Source organism: Poriferisphaera sp. WC338 (genome assembly GCF_050931845.1).
Taxonomy (GTDB): Bacteria; Planctomycetota; Phycisphaerae; order Phycisphaerales; family Phycisphaeraceae; genus Poriferisphaera.
This window is the reverse complement of record NZ_CP194516.1, coordinates 3,521,850-3,546,751: the sequence shown is the minus strand read 5'-3', so window position 1 is coordinate 3,546,751 and position 24,902 is coordinate 3,521,850. Positions and strand designations below refer to the sequence as shown.

18 protein-coding genes and 1 tRNA gene are annotated in these 24,902 nt (G+C 49.6%); 10 read left to right on the top strand and 9 right to left on the bottom strand.

Annotation, left to right across the window (positions count from 1 at the left end; translation table 11 throughout):
- Positions 1–54 precede the first annotated feature (54 nt).
- Positions 55–906, bottom strand: coding sequence for a class I SAM-dependent methyltransferase (locus ACQ6WK_RS14695; RefSeq protein ID WP_432798138.1), 852 nt, complete (start codon positions 904–906; stop codon positions 55–57).
- A 239-nt stretch (positions 907–1,145) separates the two neighbouring features.
- On the opposite strand from ACQ6WK_RS14695, the gene ACQ6WK_RS14690 reads away from it, so the two are divergent.
- The 5 genes from ACQ6WK_RS14690 (at position 1,146) to ffh (ending at position 5,697) form a co-directional block, all read left to right on the top strand.
- Positions 1,146–1,742, top strand: a complete 597-nt coding sequence (locus ACQ6WK_RS14690; RefSeq protein ID WP_432798137.1) for a prepilin-type N-terminal cleavage/methylation domain-containing protein — start codon at positions 1,146–1,148, stop codon at positions 1,740–1,742.
- Positions 1,743–1,787: 45 nt separating this feature from the next.
- Positions 1,788–2,366 (top strand): hypothetical protein, encoded by a 579-nt coding sequence (locus tag ACQ6WK_RS14685; RefSeq protein WP_432798136.1) that lies wholly within the window; start codon positions 1,788–1,790, stop codon positions 2,364–2,366.
- Positions 2,367–2,417: 51 nt separating this feature from the next.
- Entirely contained in the window at positions 2,418–3,077 is a 660-nt protein-coding gene (locus ACQ6WK_RS14680; protein WP_432798135.1) for an RsmD family RNA methyltransferase, read from the top strand.
- Between the two features lie 122 nt (positions 3,078–3,199).
- A complete protein-coding gene (locus ACQ6WK_RS14675) occupies positions 3,200–3,970 on the top strand; it encodes an SDR family NAD(P)-dependent oxidoreductase (protein WP_432798134.1) in 771 nt (256 codons plus the stop codon).
- Between the two features lie 215 nt (positions 3,971–4,185).
- Entirely contained in the window at positions 4,186–5,697 is a 1,512-nt protein-coding gene (ffh, locus tag ACQ6WK_RS14670) for a signal recognition particle protein (protein WP_432798133.1), read from the top strand.
- 44 nt (positions 5,698–5,741) lie between these two features.
- Here the strand turns inward: ffh and ACQ6WK_RS14665 are convergent, their stop codons facing one another.
- The gene (locus tag ACQ6WK_RS14665) at positions 5,742–7,001 is read right to left on the bottom strand and encodes a glycosyltransferase family 4 protein (RefSeq protein WP_432798132.1); all 1,260 of its coding nucleotides are present in this window, start codon (positions 6,999–7,001) and stop codon (positions 5,742–5,744) included.
- Positions 7,002–7,201: 200 nt separating this feature from the next.
- On the opposite strand from ACQ6WK_RS14665, the gene serB reads away from it, so the two are divergent.
- A complete protein-coding gene (gene serB / locus ACQ6WK_RS14660) occupies positions 7,202–8,422 on the top strand; it encodes a phosphoserine phosphatase SerB (protein WP_432798131.1) in 1,221 nt (406 codons plus the stop codon).
- On the opposite strand, the gene ACQ6WK_RS14655 is transcribed toward serB, so the two are convergent.
- The gene (locus ACQ6WK_RS14655; protein ID WP_432798130.1) at positions 8,419–9,639 is read right to left on the bottom strand and encodes a glycosyltransferase; all 1,221 of its coding nucleotides are present in this window, start codon (positions 9,637–9,639) and stop codon (positions 8,419–8,421) included. The two genes, serB and ACQ6WK_RS14655, sit on opposite strands and share 4 nt — an antisense overlap.
- 437 nt (positions 9,640–10,076) lie before the next feature.
- Between ACQ6WK_RS14655 and ACQ6WK_RS14650 the strand changes: the two genes are divergently transcribed.
- From ACQ6WK_RS14650 to ACQ6WK_RS14640, 3 genes are all read left to right on the top strand, one after another.
- Positions 10,077–13,316 (top strand): valine--tRNA ligase, encoded by a 3,240-nt coding sequence (locus ACQ6WK_RS14650; protein WP_432798129.1) that lies wholly within the window; start codon positions 10,077–10,079, stop codon positions 13,314–13,316.
- Positions 13,317–13,526: 210 nt separating this feature from the next.
- On the top strand, positions 13,527–14,393 hold the full coding sequence (locus ACQ6WK_RS14645) for a hypothetical protein (RefSeq protein WP_432798128.1): 867 nt from the start codon (positions 13,527–13,529) through the stop codon (positions 14,391–14,393).
- A gap of 126 nt (positions 14,394–14,519) precedes the next feature.
- Positions 14,520–15,302, top strand: a complete 783-nt coding sequence (locus ACQ6WK_RS14640; RefSeq protein ID WP_432798127.1) for a sugar phosphate isomerase/epimerase family protein — start codon at positions 14,520–14,522, stop codon at positions 15,300–15,302.
- A 69-nt stretch (positions 15,303–15,371) separates the two neighbouring features.
- On the opposite strand, the gene ACQ6WK_RS14635 is transcribed toward ACQ6WK_RS14640, so the two are convergent.
- On the bottom strand, positions 15,372–17,381 hold the full coding sequence (locus ACQ6WK_RS14635) for an OPT family oligopeptide transporter (RefSeq protein WP_432798126.1): 2,010 nt from the start codon (positions 17,379–17,381) through the stop codon (positions 15,372–15,374).
- 524 nt (positions 17,382–17,905) lie between these two features.
- On the opposite strand from ACQ6WK_RS14635, the gene ACQ6WK_RS14630 reads away from it, so the two are divergent.
- Complete coding sequence (locus ACQ6WK_RS14630; protein WP_432798125.1) at positions 17,906–18,481, top strand: TetR/AcrR family transcriptional regulator; 576 nt, start codon at positions 17,906–17,908, stop codon at positions 18,479–18,481.
- A gap of 90 nt (positions 18,482–18,571) precedes the next feature.
- Here the strand turns inward: ACQ6WK_RS14630 and ACQ6WK_RS14625 are convergent.
- The 5 genes from ACQ6WK_RS14625 to ACQ6WK_RS14605 form a co-directional block, all read right to left on the bottom strand.
- Positions 18,572–18,644: transfer RNA gene (locus tag ACQ6WK_RS14625), tRNA-Ala, on the bottom strand.
- 249 nt (positions 18,645–18,893) lie between these two features.
- A complete protein-coding gene (gene mnmC / locus ACQ6WK_RS14620) occupies positions 18,894–20,876 on the bottom strand; it encodes a bifunctional tRNA (5-methylaminomethyl-2-thiouridine)(34)-methyltransferase MnmD/FAD-dependent 5-carboxymethylaminomethyl-2-thiouridine(34) oxidoreductase MnmC (RefSeq protein ID WP_432798124.1) in 1,983 nt (660 codons plus the stop codon).
- A 78-nt stretch (positions 20,877–20,954) separates the two neighbouring features.
- Positions 20,955–22,829: a glycoside hydrolase family 20 zincin-like fold domain-containing protein gene (locus ACQ6WK_RS14615; RefSeq protein ID WP_432798123.1), complete on the bottom strand. Its 1,875-nt coding sequence runs from the start codon at positions 22,827–22,829 to the stop codon at positions 20,955–20,957.
- A 145-nt stretch (positions 22,830–22,974) separates the two neighbouring features.
- Positions 22,975–23,919 carry an N-acetylmuramic acid 6-phosphate etherase gene (murQ, locus tag ACQ6WK_RS14610; RefSeq protein ID WP_432798122.1) on the bottom strand — a complete coding sequence of 315 codons (945 nt, stop codon included), beginning with the start codon at positions 23,917–23,919 and terminating at the stop codon, positions 22,975–22,977.
- Complete coding sequence (locus ACQ6WK_RS14605; RefSeq protein ID WP_432798121.1) at positions 23,912–24,892, bottom strand: ROK family protein; 981 nt, start codon at positions 24,890–24,892, stop codon at positions 23,912–23,914. The genes murQ and ACQ6WK_RS14605 overlap by 8 nt, the downstream gene beginning before the upstream one ends.
- Positions 24,893–24,902: the final 10 nt, after the last annotated feature.

Genomic DNA, 24,902 nt, shown 5'->3' with positions numbered 1-24,902 from the left:
GAAACCGCAGGCTTGGTGGTATGTTGATTTGGATTGAAAGTTATTTACTTCGTACTATTTATAAGCAACGATGTAACAGATCCATGAGGGATCGGGGTTGGCTTCGTCGACGGTTTCCCAATTGTCATCGCCCTCGCCGTCTTCATCTTCACCCTCCCAGAAGACTTCGGACTTGGAGAAGCCAGCTTCTTCGAGCAGTTCACAGACTTCGGGAATGGTCCAGAATCGCCAATGGTATTCGAAGGCTTTGCGCATCTCTGATCCGTCTTTGAAGCGGAAATGGATGTAGAACGAAGCGTCATGATTGATGGGATTGTAGTAGTCTTGGTCCCAGACGTATTCGAAGCCGTTGATGTCGCGGACATCTTCTTGTGCTTCGTAACACTCGCCGCCGCCCATCATGTCCATCACCATCATGCCTTTTTTGGCGAGGTTTTTGTGGGCCTTCTTAAAGTACTCAAGTACTTCGGCACGTGTTTTGAAAATCCAGAACGAAAAATTCTGAGCAGCCAGTACATCATATTTATCTTTGCCATTGGTACGGACATCATCTTTTAGCAAGGTGATGCGGGTACGTTGTTCGTTTTTAAGTTTGGATTGATTGTTGGCGATACCCCACTCGAGGCATTCAGCATCGTAGTCGACACCGAGCGCGGTGCGATCCTTACCGAGCTTGACCCACTCGCAGCAGACAGCGTGCGTGCCACAGAAATCTTCGCGGAGGGTTTTAGGCTTTTTATCAAATTCTTGTTCGTAAACACTGTCAAAGAACTCAACTTCGTGCTCGGGCTCCTGTACGGACTGCTGATAGAGATTGTACTTGTCTGCTTTGTCGGCGAGGGTAGGTTTGGTTTTCTTTTGCTTGCTTTTGCTGCCAGCTTTTCGTTTGTTTTTGATCTTGGACATGGGTGCGGCTCCTTCCGCGGGTGTGAGGGTCGGCTATCTGAGATGGTGGGTATTGTAAGGGAAGAATTGTGGGGTGTGAAGGTTGGTGCATAGGTTCAAGGGGCTATCTGGGATTTGTAGTTGTAAGAAAAAATCAGATGTCGGCTAAACCTGTTCCCGGGTAACGGCATTCACGAGGAACTGATTTCGTGTACTGTTGGCTGCGATCAGGTTGAGCCATTTGTTAGTGGAAGGTTTGAATGATGAAATGTCGAAAAAGCAGCGGTTTTACGTTGATTGAATTGCTGGTAGTGATCTCGATTATTGCCCTGCTTGTGGGGATTTTGCTGCCAGCACTGTCGATGGCGAAAGGGCGAGCAATTTCCACGGCTTGTAAGAATAATATGCGGCAGATGGGCGTGGGGGTGCGCCTGTATCTGGATGACTACAAGGAGTATTTGCCGAATGCGAGGTTTCTGCCCAAGCCTGTTGCGGCTGGTGATAGGCGGGACGGATTGCCCACGTTGTTAAAGAAATACTTGGTGCTCGACGAGGCTGGTAGAAACGAGATCTACCGTTGCCCCGGCGATGATGTGTTGTTTGATGTTTGTGGAATTAGCTATGCCTACGAATTATTTTTTCGTGGGGAAAGGATGCTGGATTTGATGCGTGATTTGAGAGAGTGGGGTGATATCAATGAGAGCCAGGTGTGGCTGAGCTATGATCTTGAGCCGGCAGCGATTGAGTTATTTGATGGTACGAAGTTGAAGATTGTGGATCGACATCAGGATTACAACGTGCTATTTGCTGATGGGCATGTAGAAGGTTTAAAGGCAGAAGATTTGACAGTGGAGTAGGTGTATTCGGATATCAGAGATTCTGTGTAGAGGTTAATGATTGATATGAAGAAGAAGCGATCACAAAATCAACAGGGCGGAATAAAGCGGAAGAAGATCGTATTCTGGACCGCGTTTGTGATGGTATTTTTGTGTGTGGATGTCATGTTATATTTCTGGGTATTTGGCGGAGTACTTCCGGTGAGTAAACCTGCCATCCCAAAGAATGCTCAAGATGCTGTTGTAGTGATTGGCTCGGATGCATTTAAAGGATTGGATCATGAATCCAAGCAAACTTACCTGCGGATAGCTAGTGAGATGACCAAAAAACTAAGCTTGACAGAACAGAAATCGCTGGTGAAGAAACATGGGCTGGCCGTAGTGGTGCAGATAGATGCGTGGGAAGAGGTGCAGACCGCACGAGCATTTGTGTTTGCGAAATCATCTGCCGAGAAGAAGCGGATTGTTGAAGCTTATGTTGCTGAGACGATGGCGGAGATGAAGGCATGGGAGGATGTTGGGGATGAAGCCGCATGGATGGAGGCGATGAGTGCAGCGGAAGCGAACCTGAGCACGCAAGAGAATGCGTACATCGCTTCGCTTTGGGAGGCGGCGGAGACGATGCCGGGTATGAAGTGGGAATAGCGCGGGATTGTGAGATATGAGGATTAGCTCGAGGATGACTATAATGTCGTCATGAGAATTATTGCAGGTATTTATGGTGGGCGTAGATTGATCGGCCCGGCGGATGAGAAAACCACGCGGCCGATCACTGATCGCGTAAAGGAAAACCTTTTCAATCGGTTGTGGTCGATGGGTTTGCTTCCGGACGATGCCGCGGCGGCACTTGATGAAATGGATCAGAGTGATCTGCCTGCAGGGCCAGTGCTCGATATTTTTTCCGGTACTGGCAGTATGGGGCTTGAATGCCTGTCGCGCGGGGCCCGCTGGGCAACATTTGTGGACATGGATCGTGATGCAGTGGATCGGCTCAAACAGAACATTGAAACGGTCGATGCGGGTGATCGATGTGAGGTGCTGCAGGCCAGTGCGTTAGGCGTGAGTTGGATAGGGATGTTGCGCGAGAAGCAATATGCGATGGCGTTTGTGGACCCGCCATACAAAATGATGGCGATTGCTGAGGACGGGTCTGAACCTGAGGAACGCAAACGTGTCGTGAAAATGATGAGTAAGCTATCAGAGGTTGTGCATGAAGAAGGGGTCGTGATTCTCAGATTGCCGGAGTTGTGTGATCCGCCGCTGGTTGATGGTTGGGGTCCTGCGAAAACGCATCATTACGGCTCAATGGCCGTCCATTTCTATGAGCATCCAGGTGTGGATCTTGACGCTGAATGATTTTGCTAAGGGGCATGCCTGTTAATTCAGGACATATCTGGACATGACTCTTGCGTGTGATGATGCAAGGATTATGAAGCGTTATGGTGTGAAAACACGCATTGGGTGTGTGAGGATTTGTCATGCTATTAAAAGATCGTGTTGCAATTGTTACAGGTGCCAGCAGCGGTATTGGCCGAGGTATTGCGTTGGAGTTGGGTGGCGAAGGGGCAAAGGTTGTCGTTGCGGATGTGAGTGAGAATCCAAAGGTTGGTCAGCGGTTTGGTATTGATAAAAGTCCGACTGCAGAGGCGATTAAAGAAGCTAATGGTGAAGCTGTGTTTCTCGGAGCAGACATTTCTTCCGAAAAGGACGTGAAGCGTCTGATTGAGAAAACGGTTAAGGCATATGGCGGGATTGATATTGTTGTAAACAATGCGGGGATACTGGTGCCAAAGAATATGGAAGACATCAGCATCAAGGAGTGGCAACGCGTGGTGGATATCAATCTGACTGGCACGTTTATGGTGACCAAGTTTGCGATGATGCATTTAAAACAATCGCAGTATGGCCGTGTGATAAACATCTCGTCACAGCAAGCATATGGCGGCGGTGGGGGCCCTTCATATACCGCAACGAAAGCTGCACTAGTGAATATGACGCGTGATACTGCTGTTGAACTAGCGCCTGATAGCGTGACGGTCAACGTGATTTGTCCGGGTTTTATTGAGACACCACTGCAGGATTATCACACTGAAGCGTCGATTAAGATGGCAAAGCAGCGAACGCCGCTTCCTCGGTTTGGTAAGCCATTCGATGTTGGGCGAGCCGCTGTGTTTCTCGCAAGTGATGATGCTGAGTGGATCACGGGGACTTCATTGGTGGTGGATGGAGGGTGGTTGGCGCCGGTGTAGCTTCAAGATTCAATCCGCCGGCAGGATACTGGTGGCAACCAGCCTTTGTCGCTAGAATATCCTCACCTCCGATCAAGGTATGACATTTCTGGTTTTGCGGTTTTAACAACACTCTGGGTGCGACCGATGCGCGAGACGATCTCGTGGTGGTGTTTTGTATACATGAAGAACAATGCCTAATCAATGGTTAGGCCATCTGATCTGGAGATAAACTAATGCTGGGTAACTTGAGTGAGAAATTTGAAGGTGCGATCCGCAAGCTATCGGGACAGGCAACGATCTCGGAAAGCAATGTTCGTGAGAGTATGGATGAAGTCCGTGAAGCATTGCTCGAAGCGGATGTGCATTATGAAGTGGCTGAAGCGTTTTGCGAATCAGTTATGACTGAGGCGCTCGGGACGGATGTGCTTAAAAGCGTTGAGCCTGGTCAGCAGATGATCAAGATTGTCCACGATGAGTTGGTCAAGCTGCTTGGTGGCGATGAAGCGCTCGATGAAGAAGGCCGTCCTGTTGAAGTTGAGCCGATCATGTACATGCAGCCCGGCCCAACCGTCATCATGATGTCCGGCCTACAAGGCAGCGGCAAAACAACCACTTGTGGCAAGATGGCGGCGTACATGAAAAAGCGTGGGAAGAAAACCATGCTTGCTGCGTGCGACCTTCAACGTCCTGCTGCTGTGAAGCAATTGCAAGTCCTCGTTAATCAAGTCAATACCGAAGCTGAAGGGCCAGGCTCTGCGGTCTTCTATGGTGAAGAAGAAAAATGTGCGGAATATGGCAAAGCTGTCGGTGTGGCTGTCGATGTCGCTAAGCGTGCTTATGAGGAAGCCAAACGCGCCGGCATGGACGTATTGATCCTTGATACCGCTGGCCGATTGCATGTGAATGATGAATTGATGGGCGAACTCAAGCGCGTTAGCACTGCCGTTAATCCGCATCAGATCTATCTTGTGATTGATGCGATGACTGGGCAGGACGCAGTGAATTCTGCTAAAGCTTTCCATTCGCAGCTCGAACTCGACGGTGTGGTGCTTACTAAATTCGACTCCGATACTCGTGGCGGCGCTGCCCTTACCGTCAAGAAAATCGTTGGCGAACCCATCAAGTTCATCGGTGTCGGTGAAAAACTTGATGCGCTCGAGGAGTTCCATGCCAGCCGTATTGCCAGCCGTATTCTTGGTATGGGTGATGTGGTCAGTCTTGTTGAGAAAGCGCAGGAACAAGTCTCTGAAGAAGAAGCTCTTGCTCTCCAAGAGAAAATGGAGAAAGGGAAGCTCACTATGGACGACTTCCTCAAACAGCTTCAAACCATCCGTAAGATGGGTTCTATGAAATCACTTCTCGGCATGCTCCCCGGTATCGGCAATCAACTCAAAGGTCTCGACATGGATGAGAAACAGATCGATCGTACTCAGGCGATCATCCAATCCATGACCGCGCAGGAACGTAAAGATGTCGACCTCCTCGATAACTCACGTCGTCGCCGCATCTCTCGTGGTTCCGGCACTGATCAGAAAGATGTTTCGCAATTGGTGAAGGGCTTTGAGATGGTCAGTACCATGTCCAAGCAACTCAGTGGAGGCGGGATGATGAACAAAGTAAAAGCGATGGCCGGTATGGGGCCTGCGGCAATGGCTGGCGGCATGGGTGCAGGTGGTATGGGTAAAGCCAAAGGCAGCACCAAGCAGAAAAGTAAATTTAAGCAGAAGAAACGCAAGAAGCGATAAGGCTTCGTGTGTTCTTCTTAATGTTGAAGTTTTAAAACTCTGTCTTAGGCGGCAGAGTTTTTTGATGGTGTAGATCGTATGTGTTTCTCATAAGCTTCAAGCGTCCAAGCGGCTCGTTTCTTGTACCAGTTTTCTGCAGTATGCTTAAGCCCCGCTTTTCTAGCTTCAAGACTAAGTGAGATTAATTTTTGCGGGTTGTCATAGAGCGATTTTATTTTAGCTAATGCTGCTTGCAGGTCGTTACGCGGCAGAATCAATGCTGCATGATCATCTTTCTCGCGACCGATGTTGTATGAAATGTCTGAACCGATCAACGGTAAGCCTGCTGCATAAGCATCAAAAATCATCCGCGGGGTGTCTTCCCCCACCGGTGTGAAAAGCAGAGCATCGTAGGTATAAAGTATATCGAATAAACCCTGTCCATATGGCACTTTGTTCACGAAATGAACCTGATCCGTAAGATGATGTTTTCGCACATAGGCCTCAAGTTCTGCATGTTGCTCGCCATCCCCGATGAGGTCGAGGTGAAGGATCATGTCGTGCTGATCTCTTGCATGACGAATAAGTTTCAACGAATCAAGCACACCTTTTCGTGGCTCGAATCTACCGCAATAAACCAAACGTGGTGGCCGGGGGGATTCAAGCGTTTTTAATCGCTCATGTAGTTTTTCTTCTGGGATGACATTCTTGATTGAGTAGCTGGTGTTGTGAATCTCCTTGGCGTTCTTCGCTTTGTCACCATAACGTTTCATGAGAGCTTCGCCTTTAAGCAATGATAGCGATGCATGAGCGACGGCCCAGTTCATATTGCGATTGAACAGGTACAGGTACAGGCTTTTTTCAAGTCGCTGAGTGGTTGTATCCTCAGGAACTAGTTCTTTTACCTGTAACACAGTGTCCGTATCGCGCGTGATCAATGTTGGTTTGTTTTGCGCAACAGCAATCTTGAGCGCATCGAACATGAATGGCCGAAACGGATTCGCGCATCCAGTGTGAACAAATTTCGATTTGGAGATAACTTGTGTGACGTCCGTGAGCCATTGCTTACGATGTTTCAGCCAATACTCGCGTGTGCGGATGTTCCGTGGTACGGATGGCGTGAGTGTGATATCAGAATCTTTATCCAGCGTCTCCAAGATCTGTTCTGCGTGTTGGGCATGGCGGTGCGGTGCAATTACATGGATTGGTCCAAGCTTACCTTCGAGTGAATCCCGAAGAAGATACAAGGAACGTTTCCAATCGGTTGCAATGAGCAGTTCATTGCCCTGAATAAAAATTGGGACATGAATCGCAATGGTGTACATAGGCTTGCACCTGAATAGTAGTGAGCTAGTTGTTGAATGAACCGTGAGTTTTGGGTGTTGCGATGGAGCAAGGTCGCAGGTTCTGGTACAACTTCTACAGATTTCTTCTGTATCGGCGAGAATCGTATGTTGCAGGAGTGGCAAAAGAAAGAGTTTGGCCTTCTTTATCGGGCTCAAACATGTCTGTGAAGGGAATGACCATGGGTGAGATAGTCTTGCTACGTTTTACAGGTGAAGATCGCCCCGGGCTTACAGCCAAGGTGACTGGCGTGCTTGCGGACCACGGCGTTGAAGTCCTAGATATGAACCAAGCGGTGATTCACAGCAGTTTGCTACTCGGGCTCATGGTGATGTTGCCCGGTGATGGCCGCGAAAAAGGTGCATTAAAGGACGTGCTTTATGCGGCTCACGAGCTTGAGTTGACTCTCCGCATGCGTCCGATTGCTGAGGGAGAATACGAAGCATGGGTAGGGCGGCAAGGTAAAGCGAGATTTATCCTGACTGTGCTTGGCCGAAGAATGAGTGCGAAGATGATGAGTGCTGTGACGGGTGTGGTCACTGAGCAAGGCATGAATATCGACGTGATTCACAGGCTTTCTGGCAGGAAGAAATTGTTGGATTTTGATAAGCATAAAGACACGCGCGCTTGTGTGGAGTTTTGGGTACGCGGCGAACCCGATGATCTGATGGCCATGGAACGTGAGTTTCTTCGCTTGTCACATGAACTTGATATGGATATCGCATGGCAACGAGATAACGTCTTCCGGAGATCGCGTCGCCTTGTTGCCTTTGATATGGACTCGACATTGATTCAGCACGAAGTGATTGATGAGCTTGCAATAGAGGCGGGCGTGGGTGAGAAAGTTTCTGCAGTGACTGAAGCCGCGATGCGAGGTGAGATTGATTTTAATGAAAGTCTCATTCAACGTGTGAAATGCCTTGAAGGATTGGAAGTCAGCTGCATGCAGAAAATCGCTGAGCGTCTGGTCCTTACCGAGGGAGCGGAACGTCTCATGAGCAATCTCAAAAAATACGGTTACAAAACCGCAATCCTCTCGGGCGGCTTCACTTTTTTTGGCCGATTTTTACAGGATAAACTTGGCATGGATTATGTTAGTGCCAATGAGCTTGAGGAGAAGGGTGGCAAACTGACCGGTTGTGTGAAAGGCGAGATTGTGAACGCGGAACGTAAAGCGGAACTGCTTCATGAAATCGCAAAAAGTGAAGGTATCAATATGCAGCAGGTGATTGCTGTTGGCGACGGTGCGAATGATTTACAGATGCTTGCCGCGGCGGGGTTGGGCATTGCGTTTCATGCCAAGCCGCTTGTGCGAGAAAAGGCTGAGCACCGTATGTCGACAATGGGACTGGACGGGATCTTATATCTCATGGGAATGCGGGATCGCGAAGTAGAGGTTTAGTTGGCTGAAACCTTCTGTGGAATCGGATCAGAGTTAATTAGCGAATGGAGATGTTCGATACGTTTGCGGAACGTTTTTTCAAATGTGTTTTCTGCCGCAAAATCCAAAGCGCGGTGGGCATGTTCGTAGAGCATAGGCCGATCGTTTGCAATTTCCGCACATATCCGTGCAAGTTTCTTGGGGCGATTTATCTGTGCGGTCCAGCCGATTTGTGTGAGGTCGTGCAATCCTTGAAAAGCCTGGTTGTTGTATCCGAGGATCGGCGTACCACAGGAAAAAGTCTCAAGGTAAGTACATGATGGATCGCCCTGCAAGTGCGTACATACAAACAGATCTGCCCACGACTTCACCAGTGGCAGCAATTCTGTTTTAAAGTTGAGATAGCCATTTAGCTCAACACAATCTGAAAGTTGATATTGTTTGATCAACTTTTGAATCACCGGTACTGACTCTCCATCTCCACAGATTTTTAGCTCAAATTTTATGCCCATCTGTCGTAGATGCCGCGCAAATATCGGTAATTGATGTGCTCCTTTGATTGGGATTAATCGCCCTGAAAAAAGCAGACGCAAAGGAGCATCGTCATTTCGCCTTGCTCGGATCGTTTCATGGCTACTTAACATGTCTTCCGTGACTCGTGTATCGAAGTACAGCAAGCGATTCTTATTCAGCGGCATATACTCTTGCCATGTCGGTGTGCCGTTACATTGTATCGCTGTTGCTTTTGTGAGTGCTTTGTTTTTCGGATGACGTTGCGATAAAACCCACTGATAGCCTCGCCATCGGCGCAATCGGTTTGGCCGATCGGCGCGCATGATTTGAAGCTGAGTTCGTGTGGAATATTCAGTGATGTAGACCAGTGGAATGTTTATCGCTTCACACAATGGTGCTAATGAAACTTTGTCATAATCAAATCCGGACGCCACCACAGAGGCATCACTGAGGTGTTTTCTTAGATTTTGTTTTGTGAACGGAACTGTACATACTTCAAACGTAAGGGAATCAGGGGTGTATATATGATGGTCGAGATTAGAATCTTTGCCCTCTGTTGGTTGGCATAGTACACGCACGGGTCCAGGCCAATGGGATGCATACTGATGTACACCGTCGACAAATTTTTGCGTCAGGATTGGATGTCCGTCTTGTGAGGTCGGTGATTTAAGATTCGTAACGACCACAAGTAGTGGTGATGATGTTGATGGTGATTGATCTTGCATGATGCACGCGGTGTTGAGATGAATGGGCTTTCATATCCCGATGAAGTCCGAACGATATGCGAGACGGACCAGGCGATATCCAAGTTATAGTTTAGCTAAATCTTGTGGATCTTGAAGGGCAGGGGGCTTGTGGGTAATTCGTTTATTGAATGGGTTGCATGGCGTTTCATATGTGATTACTCAGAGCCATCGGAGGCGAATGAGGACGCTGGGTGTGTGGATTTGATCTTGCTATAATGCCTCTCATTATGATCAGGCAGATCCACCAAAGTCACGTAGCGATCGGCGTCGCCGTTAGCTGAGGGGCAGGCCCCCGCGATCAATCACCCCGCGCGGTTCTCTCGTAGGGTGTATAAACTCACATTGAACAAAAACATCGTCGGCCCACACCTCACCCGTGTAGGCTGCAATTGCAGAATTAACAAAGGTTTAAGAATATGTCCGAGCAACAGAACACCCACGCCCAAGGCCAGCTCGCCCCTCAATACCGCCCTGAAAACGTCGAAGCACAAGTCGCCGAAAAATGGGATGCCGCAAAAGCATGGCACGCCGAACCCACCGATCCCGGCAAGCCCTACGGCGTCGTCATTCCCCCCCCCAATGTCACCGCCGCACTCCACCTCGGACACGCCCTGAACAACACCCTTCAGGACGTTCTGGTCCGCTACAACCGCATGCTCGGCAAGAACGCTATGTGGATGCCCGGCACCGACCATGCCGGCATCGCCACGCAGACAGTTGTCGAAAAACGTGTCCTCGCGGAGGAAGGCAAAAAACGCACCGACTTCGAACGCGGTGAATTCGTCAGCAAGATTCAGGCATGGAAAGACGAGTACGAAGAAACCATCACCCAGCAACTGAAGCTCATGGGTTGCTCTTGCGATTGGGATCGTCAGCGTTTCACGATGGACGAGCAGTGCGCCAAAGCTGTCCGTGAAGCTTTCTACAAACTTTTTAAGGACGGACTCATCTACCGCGGCAAGCGTCTGGTCAACTGGGACCCCGCGACGCAAACCGCACTCGCCGACGACGAAGTCGAAATGAAAGATGTCGATGGCAACTTCTGGTACATGAAGTATCCCGTGGTCGAACAGAATGATGATGGCGAATGGGAAAACACTGGTGAGTTCGCGACCGTTGCCACCACGCGACCCGAAACCATGCTCGGCGACACCGCCGTTGCCGTGAACCCGAAAGACGAGCCGCGTGCATCACTGATTGGCAAGCACGTGCAGCTCCCCATCGTCGGCCGCATCATCCCGATCATCGCCGACGACTATGTGGTGATCCCCGATCCCGACAGTGATGATGCCAAAGCAAAAATGGCCAGTGGCTTCCTCAAAGTTACCCCCGCCCACGATCCGAACGACTACGAGATCGGTCAGCGTCATGAGTTGCCTGCCATCAATGTCATGGGCCCCGACGGTGCCATCAGCAAAGACCACGGTTGGGATGATGAAGAACTCGATGGTGATTGGTCCAACTGTAACGTCGAAGAACTCAACAATGTCCTTGGCCTCTCCCGTGAAGAAGCTCGCAAATACATCGTCCGTTTCTTCAAAGAGCGAGGCCTGCTCGAAGACATCAAACCGCATCGACACGCAGTCGGCCACAGCTATCGTTCACACGTTCCTGTCGAGCCTTGGCTTTCCGATCAGTGGTATGTGAAGGTTGCGGATGATCGTCTCGCAGGGGCCGCTCTCCGGGCAATGGAGAAAGAGCAACGTCAGGAACTCGATGGCTGCGTTTGGAAATCCGGCGACTCCTTCATCGCCAAAGACGGCCGCGCCCCCGAAGGCCAATGGGAGGGCAATCTCTCTTTCCACCCAACTCGCTATGCCAAAACCTTTCAAACCTGGCACGAAAACATCCGCGACTGGTGCATCTCCCGCCAACTTTGGTGGGGCCATCGCATCCCCGTCTGGTCTTTCAAACACGATGAAAAAATTGACGAGCGCACAGACGAGCAACTCAAGCTCATGATCGAAACCCTCGTCCACATGCGCAACGAGGACCGCCTAACGCTTCAGCACACTGATGCCAACATGAAAGGTAACGAGCGTCAGGTCGATCTTGCCGGCAGCTACATCTGCATTCGCAGTGAAGACGATCATGATGCGGTCCAGCTTCTTGAAAACCTCGGCTTCGAGCAGGACCCGGACGTGCTTGATACGTGGTTTAGCTCCGCGCTCTGGCCGATGAGTACTATGGGCTGGACGAACGATAAGGAAGCCGACGCTGCAAATGAAGTGCTCCAGACATGGAACCCGACCAATGTTCTTTCTACCGCGCGTGAGATCATCACGCTCTGGGTCAGCCGAATGGTCATGTTCAACGTCTATTTCATGAATAGACTTCCCTTCAAAAACGTTTTCATCCATGCCATGATTCAGGACGGCCACGGGCAGAAAATGTCCAAATCCCTCGGCAATGGTGTCGACCCGCTCGACATTATCCATTCGCATGGTTCCGACGCCATGCGCTATACCCTCACTGCAATGACCACCCAAACACAAGACGTCCGTCTCCCCGTCGACATGGTCGATCCGCACACCGGCGACACGTTCACACCCAAATACATCACTGCCTCTGGTGGTCACAAAGTTGCCGCCCCCGAACAAGATCACAATGGCAAAAAAATGGTCAGTTCCTATGGCCTCGCCTCCGGCCTGGGCAAGCCCACCGGCGACGCTCCCGCCGCACGTAACACCAGCGAAAAATTCGATCTCGGCCAACGCTTCGCCAACAAAATGTGGAACGCGGTTCGCTTTTCCCTAGGCAACCTTGCAGAAGGTGCCGACCCTACCTCCGAACTTGATCCCTCTAGCAATGAGTTAGATGCCCCCGACCGCTGGATCATCAGCCGTCTCGAAACCGTCATCAAAGACGCCACTACCGCCCTCGAAAACTATGAGTTCGCCGTCTACGCACAGCTTCTCTATGACTTCTTCTGGCGGGATCTCTGCGACTGGTACATCGAAGCCGTCAAACCCACCATCCAACAAAATCCGCAGCAAAAATGCATCCTCGCATCCTGCATCGACATCTCTCTCCGCCTCCTCCACCCGTCCATGCCCTTCGTCACCGAACGCCTCTGGGAAGCGCTCCGCGAAGTTATGCCCGTCCGCGCTATCGTCGGCATCGACATGCCCACGCACGACCTGCTCATGAAAACGAGCTGGCCAAAACTCACCGCTTCTCTTGCTGATGAGAACGCTGTCACCAACTTCGAGAAAATGCAAGAAGTCGTTAGCGCCATTCGCGAGATGAGAACCACTTACAAAGTTGCCCCACGCGATCAGATCGCCATCAGCCTTAAGGGCGGCAGTGACGATCTGAAAAACATCATCGCCGGCGGCTTCCTCGAAGCCCTCGCTAACGCCAAGATCAATGCCCACGGCGACAACATCGATAAACCCGACGATGCCGCCGCAAGCGCCGCGGCGGGTATCGAAATCTACGCTCACGCACTCATTGATGCAGACACCGAACGTAAGCGTCTCGATAAACGCAAAACCGAACTTGAGAAAAGTGCTAGCGCGCTTAAAGGCCGCCTTGCCAACAAAAGCTATGTTGACAAAGCACCCGCCCATCTTGTCCAGCAAACCAAGGATCAACTTACCGAAGCTGAAACTGAGCTCGCCACCGTCACAGAGCAGCTGTCGTCTCTCGGATAAGCAAGACTTCATCATGACTTTCAAACCGCTGGATTTTTGCTGGCGGTTTTTATTTGCCTGTTTGTTCATGTCAGAAAATTGCTTTTTTATCGCTTTAAATCCTCTCAGGCAGGGTTGCGCGAGAAAGTATTCCATCCCTGCACTGGCATCGGTATGATGCGGTTTATAGAGAGTGATTCATTCAAGCAAACAAGCTACATGGAGAGTGTGATGCGATCTAAAATATCCAGCGCTATAGCTATACTAGTCTTCGTAATTATTGGTTCAGCCAACATCAATGCTGCATCTCAAGCCAATGAGGGTGGTACTTGGCACGACCTTTCTTTCGGCCGTATCTTTGTGCCGGATCATCTCAACCTTAAGAATGGCCACATCGATATGCTCGTGCATTTTCACGGCTCGCCCCGTGTCGTCACACGTGCTGTTAACAAGCAGCAACTCAATGTTGCTGTGGTCGCAGTGACACTCAATGGATTAAGTAGTGCCTATAAACGACCATTTACCGACGACACGGACCTCTTTGATCGTGTATTGTTGGAGGGTTTAATGTGTGTGAAAGAGGTTTCAGCAGGTGGTAAGGAACTCCGTATCGGGCGTATCGGTTTGTCATCGTTTAGTGCTGGCTTCGGCGCTGTCCGCGAAATTCTCAAAGATAGTCGTTACTACCAACAGATCCAATCAATCCTGATGGCTGATTCTATTTATGCAGGTTATGTGAAGGATGGTGAGAAGAACGTGGTCAACCCAAACCACATGAAAGATTTTAGGCGTTTTGCCAAAGATGCTGCTAGGGGTCGCAAACGCTTTATTGTAACTCACAGCTATCTTGCTCCAGACGGTTATGCTGGCACACACGAAACTGCCGATGATTTGGTTGCCGCAGTTCGGAAAGAACGTGAGCAGGTCCGCGAAGAGCTTGCTGAAAACCACGTGATGATTAGTCGTCTCGCTACGGGCGATTTGCTTGTCATCGGTGTTGAGGGTAACGATGGTAAAGCTCATGGTTTGCATCTCATGCATATGGGTATGTGGCTGGGTGAGATGGGATTTGAAACTCTCGCTGAATCTACCAATTGATGTTTCAAAATGTAAATTCATAATTACTTTTTACATGCTTGAATGCGAAAGAGCTTTGGGATATGCTGCGCCGTTACGTTTCAGTAAATACCAACAATCTTGTGCGGCATGTAAGGATTTTCGTTTATGAAGTTGCAGCAAATCGCTGTCCAAATTTACACCGTCCGTGATCACACCCAAACGCCTGCAGCGTTGAATGACTCGCTCGCGAAACTCAAAAGCATCGGCTTTACAGCCGTCGAACTTACCGCGTTTGAACACACTCAGCATACTGATGTGGCAAGAATGCTCGCTGATAACGAATTAGCCTGCACATCTATTCATATCGATCCACAGATTATTCGTGAATCGCCTGAAGGTGTTATTGAAACACTTGAAACGCTTGGCTGTAATCATGCGGTGTATCCATATCCTGCGGATGTTGATTGGTCCAACAAAGCATCAATCGATAGCTTGATTCACGATCTCGATAATGCTGGCCGTGTTTTGGCAAAGGCGGGTAAATCGCTTGCCTATCACAATCACAGTCTTGAGTTTCGTAAAACAAATAATCAAACCGTCCTCGATGTGATCTATGACGCAGTGGACGCAAAGTATCTTCAAGCTGAGATCGATGCCTACTGGATTCATCATGGTGGTGGTGAGAATGTGGTGTGGTGCAACAAGCTAGCAGGTCGTTTGCCGTTGTTGCATGTGAAGGATTATGTCATCAATGATCAGGACGAGCCAACCTTTTGTGAGGTTGGAGCAGGAAATCTTGATTTCAAGAGGATCATCCCTGCTGCTGAAAAAGCCGGTTGTAAGTGGTTTGTCATCGAGCAAGATGTCTGCCCCGGTGATCCCTTTGATTCACTTAAGCAAAGTTATGAATATGCTGTAGCCAACTTAATTGATCTGCCTTTAGCATAGATCATATTGCAAACAAGTAACCATTAGAGCACATGCATCGCGTGTGCTTTTTTTAATGCGGATTAATCGCTAGGAAGCAGTATCAATATCATTTGAGTCGCGACCTGTGTGTCGTGTTGAGAGGCGATACAATAAATACAACACGCCTAACATCAGTATTGCGCCCGGCCACGCATATGCTTTCAATCCAAGGGCGAGTGGATTGTTGCCTTCATTCAGGACGATCGGGATCGCAAGGAAAATACCCAACAGCGCTTCACCTGTAATCAATCCTGCCGCAAAAAGTAGTCCGCGTCGTTGTGCTGAATCTTGATGCCCTTGTACCGCCCGTTGCTGTGTTTCAGATTTTGCCTTTCGGCGTCGTTTTGCAAAATAAAGATTCGACATTGCGGCCACGATCCCGCCTAAGAAAATACTCGATCCTAATTCAAATGGGAGATACAAACCTACAGCTACCGCAAGCACTGGCATTCGGAATTTGCTTTCTCGCATCTTTAGCACACTATCAATCACAATGATGATTACTGCGATTACAATCCCTGTGATTACAAATAACCACGGCAAATTTCTCGCAAACACACCGTCTGCCACCGACGCCATCAGTTGTGCCTGCGGCGCTGCTAAAGCTTTTTGTCCAGGCACAGATAGTGGTCCGATCCCATATGCTTTAAGCAGCAACGTTAGTACCGGCGCCATCACCACCGCGCCTGCCGTCACACCAATCATTTGCATCGCCTGCTGCTTCCAAGGCGTTGCGCCTAGCAAATAACCCGACTTTAAATCCTGCATATTATCCCCACCAATGGCTGCTGCGCAACACACCACGGCTCCAATTAGAATGGCCGCCGCGGGTCCATCAGCGGAGCCAATTCCCATGCCTAGCAAAATCAGCGAGGCAGTCAGAATGGTTGCAATTGTGACTCCTGAAATCGGATTGTTTGATGATCCCACCAACCCCGCCATGTAGGCCGAAACTGCGGAAAAAAAGAAGCCTGCAATCAGCATGATGATCGCCATTGCGACTGCGATTGATACCATTGGAATGATGTAGAGGTAAATAAGAATCAATGGAATCAGCGAGACTATTAAAAGCAAGCCGATCCATTGAATCGGCAAATCACGTGAGGTTCGTGCGATAGATGAATATCCATCTGTTTTAATCGCTCGGTATGCTTCAAGTGATGATCGTATGCCTGAAAATAAATTACCGCGCATCTGCACCAGTGCCCAGAGTCCCCCGGCAATCATCGCGCCTACTCCTATGTAACGTGTTTTTGCAGACCAAACTTGGTAAGCCGCGTCAACTGCTGATTCTGCTTCTGGCAACCCATGCATGGCAACATAAATCGGGATTGCTACGAACCAATTGATTGTGCCGCCTATAAACACCAGTATCGCAACATTGAATCCTACGATATAGCCCACCGCAATCAATGCTGGTGACAAGTTGACCCCGCCATAAATAAGCGTTCGGCCTACACGTGCAGCGGCCTCGTAAATACCAGCCCAAAGCCCAAACCCCGAATCGGCCAATTTGAAAACTGCGCCGATGGCCCCTCCGCCAAGTAGTGACTTGATCCCCGCGCCTTGATCGCCAACTTTTAGGACTTCCGCTGTGGCCACGCCTTCAGGGTATTGTAGTTTGCTGCCTTCAATCAATGCTCTTCTTAGCGGCACTGTAAAGAACACGCCGATCAATCCCCCGAGTGCCGCGATCAATGTTGTTTCCCAATAATGGAAATGATCCCAAACGCCAAGGATGACCAAGGCAGGAATCGTGAAGATGACGCCTGCCGCAAGTGATTCGCCCGCCGATGCTGCTGTCTGAACCTGATTATTTTCCAGGACATTTGATGTTTTAAAAAATCGCAGAACAGCCATCGAGATCACTGCCGCAGGGATTGATGCTGCTACTGTGAGCCCTGCTTTTAAACCCAAGTACACATTTGCTGCTCCCAGTACGATCGACAAAATGATGCCCAGCACCACCGCACGTACCGTCAATTCAACAAGCGACGTCTTGGCTGGTATGTATGGTTCGTCCGGGTAATGGCCCCGGTCGTGTGCTTTCATCGACATGTGATTTCACCCCAAGGTAGATTCCTCTTCGTTGGCAGCAAGGCTATGTCATTACTTCGTCCGAAAACAATTCTTTGCTTGCATATTCATCATTCACGCCTTCATTGCTTCCTTGTCCGTGATATGGCGCGCAAAAAATAGCACCGGTAACGCACCGGTGCTGTGACCACACACATCAGTATTGTTAATTGACTAATGCTAAAAATTCTGTTGCGCATAAAGGCTTCATATCAGTGGCGAATCTCCTTTACGGTCAATGTTTTTGCCTTTGCCGGTGAGATGGGCCCGGCTATTTTGGCGGCTTATCTCATTGCTCTCGCATGTTAAACAAGTATACAGGTCTGTCTATTCCAATTGGCATTGATTTTTAGGATAAAATTCAATTAAATATATGATTATATATAAATAAATGAGTTATATATTGAAAAATATAGACAGATCAGTATACTTTTTTGGTTGGTTCTAGAAAATTGACTCGGATGGAATGTCCAGCCGTGTATGATGATTGTTCTCTTGGAGTCATCATGTCCGAAAAACGCGAACAATTAGTTGCTACCGCGGCCAAACTCTTCCGAGACGAAGGATTTAGAACTGTTGGCATCGATCGTATCCTTTCAGAGAGTGGCGTCGCTAAGCGCACTCTTTACGCCCACTTCCGGTCCAAAGATGAACTTATCCTCGCAGTCCTTCGGCGATCTGACGAATCATTTCGTAACTGGCTCATGCGCGAAGTTAAAAATTATTCTGACGACCCTCGTGACAGGCTCATTGGGCTTTTCGACATCATGCACAATGTTGCTAAGTGCGAGACTTTCACCGGCTGCCTTTTCCAGCGTGCTTCCGCTGAATTCATGGAATGTAATTGTGCTGCACGTGCCGCGATTCTTGAGCACAAACGTCTTGTTGGTCTCTATATCACTGAACTTTGCCAAGATGCTGGCGCACAAAACCCCACGGCGCTCGCCAAGCAGATTAGTGTACTCGTCAATGGGGCCATCATGATGATGACCATGACCGGGGATCACGACTTTATCATCGAAGCTAAAAACGCCGCTCAAGGTCTTCTTGATTTGCAACTACGGACCTCAGCTGCGCAATAGCAATATCTCTTTGATCAATGTGATTTCACGCACCGCCCTAGTTATGGCTGATAGATATGTATAGGTATGTCATGATCATGTAATCCTGAATGGAGCCGATGGGGATCGAACCCACAACCTCTGCATTGCGAACGCAGCGCTCTCCCAATTGAGCTACGGCCCCTAAAAACAACTTACAGACTTCCCAGGGAACCCGTCTATCCCCCTCGACGCAACACAAGCCGACGTGCTCCCCCTCATGTGTTTTGTCTCACCATTCTGTGGCATTCTCCCTGTAATCGCAACCCTAAAAAACATCGAGAATAAGTGGTAGAGAACGTCAACGGTGCTGTCCTAAAAGTCATTCTGCTTTTCCTGTTTATACGGAACCGAGCAGTTTAGCCATCAGATAGATATGAATCTGCAAAAGCAATCATGTTTCCCCTCGCTTTAGCTTTCTCACTAAAAATCTCGCAGGATGCACTGCCTCCACCACCCGCCTCCCCACCGGTAAGGCTTCTCCTTTCACCATTGCACCAATTAATTCTCCACCCAACATCCCCGACACTAAGCCCCGCGACCCATGTCCCACACTCACATATAGCCCCTCAATCATTTGCCCCTCCGGATAATTCTTCCATGCTTTCCCATCCTTCAAATCATCATATGCATTTTTATAAAATTCAACCTCAGGCATACGCCCTACCATCGGCAACCGATCCTCTCCTACACATCGGAACCCAACTTTCCCCTCCCATTCTACTCCCTGCATCGCCTCGGCTAATTTCGGTAAAACCTCCCGCATTCCTGTCATCACTTTCGTATGGTCATCCTCCCGCACGTCATCCTCCCAATCATCCGGCCCAAATGTTGCGCCCACCACCGTCTTCCCTTCTATCCCCGGTAAAATATAGCTCCCACCGCTTACTGCGCACTTCAATTCACTCCCTGCATTCATCACACTAAGTTGCCCGCGTACAACTCTAAGCGGCAAACATGCTGCCCAATCAAACTGCCGCGCATCAATCGCATTCGCTACCACCACGACATCATACCCCCCCATAACTTCACCTCCCGCGAGCTCCGCTGACCATTTATCTTTCTCCTTAATCAATCGCAGCACGTTTTTTCCTTCAAGTACGTGGGCCTTGCTCGTATTCAACAATAACTTACACAACATTCCTGGCCGTACCCATCCGCCCATCTCCACCATCAATCCACCGCAGGCGCAGTCATACCCAACCATCTCTGCTGCTTTTTCCTTGGACATCCAATGCATCACTGTATCATTCAGCCAATGCCGTGCTTTCAAGATTGATTTAAACCGCTTCTCTTCTCGCTCTGTCAGGGCAGGGTGAAACACGCCGCATCTATGAAATAACTTATCATTAAACTTTTCACCATGCTTGACCAGCCACCGTTCTACATAATCATTCGCCGAATTCACCCACGCCGCTTGCTCGCTCCACGCTACTGATAGATGTGGTTGGTACAGTCCCGCCAAGTTACTCGATCCGCCACTCGCCACCGTATCGCGCTCGATCACATCAACTTCTAACCCGCGCTTAGACAATGACCACGCAGCAGCACATCCTGCTATCCCGCCACCTACCACCAGAGCCCGCATTGCTTCTTTTTTCGCTCTACCTATAGAAAACCATGGGTTCCTTTCCCGCGACTTGTTCACTCCGTTTTCTATGTTGCTACTAAATTCACCTGCCAGCATTTCACGTTTCTTCCCAAACCCCTTCACCTTCTTCATCGTAAATCCTGCTGCCATTAATCCTCGCCGCACAAACCCTGCCGCCGTAAACGTGGATATTGTTCCCCCATTCGCCGTCAATCTTCCCATCCATTCAAACACTCTCTCTGTCCACATCCCTTCATTTTTGTTTGGCGAAAACCCATCCAGATACCATGCATCTGCCTTGAACGGCATCTCTCCAATCCAATCGTTCACATCCCCAAACACCAGCGTTAACATAATCCTATCGTGCCAATCAATCTTGTTTACCCCCCGCATCGGCGCTGTTGGATAGTCCAGACCCAATAGTTCAACTTCACGTGAAAGATCACCAAACCCGTCGAGCGCTTCCTGTATTTCCACCCCGCTCATTGGATATTTCTCAAATGAGATATACTCAAGTACAGCGTTTCTGCTTACTTCTCCTCGCTCTTGCGCCTTCTGCCATGCTCGCCACGTCATCACGAAATTCAACCCCGTCCCAAATCCAGTTTCCGCAATCACAAATCGATCCCGCCCCGCAAATCGTCCCGGCAAATCATTCCCCTTCAAAAAGACATAATCCGTCTCATCCATGCCTCCCTCAATCGAAAAATAGACATCATCAAAAACTGCACTACGTAGTACGCCGTCATCGCCCCAAACCAATTGTGCTTTTTCCATGTCAGTCATAGAGCCATCATAGCCGCCCGTAAAAAAGCCCGCCAAATAGCGGGCTATAGAATCAACATGCAATTTCATTGTGACTTACTACTGTTTAAGCTGATTTAAGATCGTTTCAAACCTGCCTACGCTGTCCGCCAGACCGCCTTCGCGATTGCGCGCTAGCCAGCTTTCTTTGTAGCGCGGGATATAGTCCTCAAGTGTCTTCGCAAACACTGCCCGCTTCTTAGCGCTGATATCCTCAAACATCGCCGCATCTTCTTCCACGCGTGCCAGATTCATTTCCGCGGATAGCTTCAGTAGTTCGGCCCCCAGTAAAAACTCACGCTTCACTTGATCTGCCACTTGAATCTGTATATCTGTTTGTTCAATATCCTGTATGGCTTCGCAGATCGTTTGGTGGGCATCCTTCAAAAGCTCTTTTGTCATCGGACCGACTTTTTTCCAAGGCATCTTCACCTCTCCACCACCTGCATACCCACACTCAGGTCGCATCAAGGTCCAGCCCAGTATGTTTTTGCTCGTGGCTTGTGTCTGTACTTCAAGTCGGCCAATTTTCTTAATCGTTTCGCCTATCACGCCTGCCGCATCATCATACACCAGCACATCAAGCGCTTTGGCCACATCTAACTCACGATTAGATGACTCGCACCAGCTCACACCCGCACCATACACGTAGCCTTGATACGACATCAATAGCGGCTGCCAATGGCCATTGTCTCCCCAGTCCGTAATCAAGTATCCTTCTGCACCGTGCTTTTTCCCGTAAAATGCAGCGTTCTTTAGGTTCGCCATCGTGTTGTCCCATCGCCCCATGATGCATAAGAACGTACACGTCGACGGGCACACATAGAACGGTACGCCCGCCTCTTCTAGCAGCTTGCACTCCTTGTCAAACGGATGCTCCTCCTCATATCCCCAATTCAGTGCCACGATATCCTTCGGTAGTTCATTCACTAATTCCGGATAATGCAATAAGATGTCTGCCCAGAATTGAACCCGCTTCCCATACTTCTTCGACGCAAGTTCATACACCTTTAACAAGTAATCCAGATAGACCCGCCCTTGTCCTTTATCTTCGCAAACATCCTTCGAACGTCCCTTTCCAAGATCGAATGTTTCATCCATTCCTACATTAAATTGGCCGCTTGAAAAATGTGGCAAGAGCTTTCCATACAAGTCATCTAATAGTTCAATAGATCCCGGATCAATCGGACACAATGATACCGGATGCGCTACCCACCACGGATCTGGAAAATCTGTTCGCCAGTAGCCCTCTGGTGCTTCTGCCACTTGATTATACGGTTCGTGCTTCAGCCACCGTTCCAAGTGCCCAAACGAATTTTGATTCGGGACGAGTTCTATATGTCGTTCCTTGCATATTGCATCCAGTTGCTCGATTTCTACCCCTGTCATAGGCGAGGCTTTCTCCCAAACCACCTCATGTCCCTCATATGCAAACGTATGCTCCATATACAACTGCACCTGATTTAGCTTCAGTTCTGCAAACATGTCCACTAGCATCCGAAGCGTCCCCATCGTTGGCACCTTGTCCCGTGAGATATCCATCATCACCCCACGCACAGCAAAATCCGGATGATCCTTTACCTGCACCATTGGTAGTGCATGCGTTCCCTTGCATTGCTTCGCCATCTGCTTCAGCGTCATCATCGCATAGAACAAACCTGCTGCGTCGTGTCCCGTTGCTTTGATTCCCTTCTCATCCACCACCAGCGTATAGCCCTGCGATTCCTCAACGGTATCCGCATCAATCCCAAGCGCAATATCAATTCCAGTCGCCTCGGGATCAGCGCCGCAGATTGTCAGCACGTTTTTTAGCAAATGTCGATATGTTTGCTGATCTGCTTCTTCAAGATTTTGATATGTGAAAGTCATTGTTGTGCTGATTGACAGTGTGCTGCCAACAACATCCAACTCACGAGGCATTGGGGCGAGTATCACGGTTGCATTCCTTGTCACAAAAGTTCGTGCATCAAAGTGCGCACGATGATTTACACTTTATGGTTTTGTCACGTGACCCCACGACCTACCACCCAGGTTTATACATCCACACACATCTTGTCACAAGCATCGCCCCCAGCCTCGATTACTTTGGTCGCCCCGCAACCCGGCCCAACATTCCTTCCGCCTCGTCTAACAAACGCTTAGCCTCATCCGTATTCACGCCCTGATGATGCATTACAAGCGCCAGCTTCACATGACCACCCGATTCTTCAAGCAGCTTCGTCGCTGCGCTGCGATCTAATTCCGTCTGCCCCATCAGCATTCGCACCGCGCGATCCACTAGCTTCACGTTCGACGCTTTCACATCCACCATCAGATTCCCCCACACCTTCCCAAGCTTCACCATTGTGATCGTGCTGATCATGTTCAGCGCCAGCTTTGTTGCTGTTCCCGCCTTCATCCGCGTCGAGCCCGTCACCACCTCCGGCCCGACAATCAGTTCAATCAAGTGATCTACTTCTACCCCAAACTTCTCCTGAATCGGACCCAGCGGCACGCACCCCACAAACCCCGTTTTCCCCCCTTGTCTTTTCGCATAATCCAACGCTCCCCAAACATACGGCGTTGTTCCTCCTGCAGCGATCCCCACCAAAACATCATGTTCGTCAACACCTAATCTTTCCAGTTCGTCGTGCGATCCGTCATAGAAATCTTCTTTCCCTTCCGAAGATTTCCGCAGCGCTCCGTCACCCCCGGCAATAATTCCAATCACCATTCCCGGGTCCGCCTGAAACGTTGGTGGGATTTCACTCGCATCCAGCACGCCTAGCCGTCCACTCGTTCCTGCGCCCACATAAATCAATCGGCCCTCATGTTTCATTCCCACAACAACATCATCAACCAACCCTGCAATCTTTGGTACAGCTTCTCCCAGCACCCCCGCGATCAGCGCATCTTGTCCATTCATGACGCGCAGCATATCCGCTGTCGAAAGTGTGTCTAACTCCCGCGACGCATCCAAACGCTTCTCTGTGGTTAAGTGTCCCCGATCCGGAAATTCATTCGCCTTGCTGACTAAACTACTCACTGGTGATCGCCTTGCGCCTCGACGCCTGATGGATTCTAATTTCCGTCTCGGTCATACCATCATTTGCCGGACGGCCCCGCAGTACCTTTGCTTGTGCCACACTTGCCGCGCCCACACTTGCTGCAAATGGCCCCGCCACCGCACGTTCAATCAACCAATGATCCGGTGCAGCAGGTGCTAAACCATCCGCTACCATGGTACGCAACATTGGCAGAGCGGGCTCAAATACCGCCGACATCCCGCCCATCAAGAACACATAGTTTGGACGGTAAATCGACAGCAAAATCCGTATGCCACGTGCTAACGCGCTAACTGCCTTTTGCATCCGCGGATGACCCATTGCTTTCTCAGGTTGTTCAATCGGCACACCTGCATGACGCAGCATATTCGCACCCACATACGCTTCAAGCGACCCGCGCCCCGAGCCCGGGATTTGCGGTGCATTAAGTTCACCACCCGAAACATCTAAATGCCCGAAGTGGCCCGGCGTTCCCCGTGTAATCACCAGTGGCACACCATCATCCAACACCGCTCCACCTAATCCTGTCCCCATCGATAAATAAATCGCACGGCCTTGAACAGGATTGCACTGGTGCTCACATAATGCTGCACTCATTGCATCTGTTAATGCTAGCGGGTCGAGATCCATCCCCAGTGTTGCTGGTAGCCATTCCCGTACATTTAACCCGGCCATCGCAGGGATATTTGATGCTTGCTCAAGCACCCCCTCCGAATTCACCGGTCCCGCAAGCGAAATACCCGACGCAACAATGTCACGTTTCCGCGCACCGTCCGTCTTCACCAGAACCATATCCAACAATCGTGTAATCTCATCGGCCAACTGCGACAGCGACGGACGATAATGATATTCGCCACGCAAGACAACCACTTCATCATCGACGAGCAACGACATCTTTGTCGCGCTCCCGCCGATATCAATCCCCAATGAAATGGCATCCTTGTGATCAATCATTCCTAATCAG

What these genes read in the sequence shown, in the direction of transcription:
- ACQ6WK_RS14695 (WP_432798138.1), bottom strand. Translation starts at nt 906, where the DNA reads ATGTCCAAGATCAAAAACAAACGAAAAGCTGGCAGCAAAAGCAAGCAA.
- ACQ6WK_RS14690 (WP_432798137.1), top strand. Translation starts at nt 1,146, where the DNA reads ATGATGAAATGTCGAAAAAGCAGCGGTTTTACGTTGATTGAATTGCTG.
- ACQ6WK_RS14685 (WP_432798136.1), top strand. Translation starts at nt 1,788, where the DNA reads ATGAAGAAGAAGCGATCACAAAATCAACAGGGCGGAATAAAGCGGAAG.
- ACQ6WK_RS14680 (WP_432798135.1), top strand. Translation starts at nt 2,418, where the DNA reads ATGAGAATTATTGCAGGTATTTATGGTGGGCGTAGATTGATCGGCCCG.
- ACQ6WK_RS14675 (WP_432798134.1), top strand. Translation starts at nt 3,200, where the DNA reads ATGCTATTAAAAGATCGTGTTGCAATTGTTACAGGTGCCAGCAGCGGT.
- ffh (WP_432798133.1), top strand. Translation starts at nt 4,186, where the DNA reads ATGCTGGGTAACTTGAGTGAGAAATTTGAAGGTGCGATCCGCAAGCTA.
- ACQ6WK_RS14665 (WP_432798132.1), bottom strand. Translation starts at nt 7,001, where the DNA reads ATGTACACCATTGCGATTCATGTCCCAATTTTTATTCAGGGCAATGAA.
- serB (WP_432798131.1), top strand. Translation starts at nt 7,202, where the DNA reads ATGGGTGAGATAGTCTTGCTACGTTTTACAGGTGAAGATCGCCCCGGG.
- ACQ6WK_RS14655 (WP_432798130.1), bottom strand. Translation starts at nt 9,639, where the DNA reads ATGCAAGATCAATCACCATCAACATCATCACCACTACTTGTGGTCGTT.
- ACQ6WK_RS14650 (WP_432798129.1), top strand. Translation starts at nt 10,077, where the DNA reads ATGTCCGAGCAACAGAACACCCACGCCCAAGGCCAGCTCGCCCCTCAA.
- ACQ6WK_RS14645 (WP_432798128.1), top strand. Translation starts at nt 13,527, where the DNA reads ATGCGATCTAAAATATCCAGCGCTATAGCTATACTAGTCTTCGTAATT.
- ACQ6WK_RS14640 (WP_432798127.1), top strand. Translation starts at nt 14,520, where the DNA reads ATGAAGTTGCAGCAAATCGCTGTCCAAATTTACACCGTCCGTGATCAC.
- ACQ6WK_RS14635 (WP_432798126.1), bottom strand. Translation starts at nt 17,381, where the DNA reads ATGTCGATGAAAGCACACGACCGGGGCCATTACCCGGACGAACCATAC.
- ACQ6WK_RS14630 (WP_432798125.1), top strand. Translation starts at nt 17,906, where the DNA reads ATGTCCGAAAAACGCGAACAATTAGTTGCTACCGCGGCCAAACTCTTC.
- mnmC (WP_432798124.1), bottom strand. Translation starts at nt 20,876, where the DNA reads ATGACTGACATGGAAAAAGCACAATTGGTTTGGGGCGATGACGGCGTA.
- ACQ6WK_RS14605 (WP_432798121.1), bottom strand. Translation starts at nt 24,892, where the DNA reads ATGATTGATCACAAGGATGCCATTTCATTGGGGATTGATATCGGCGGG.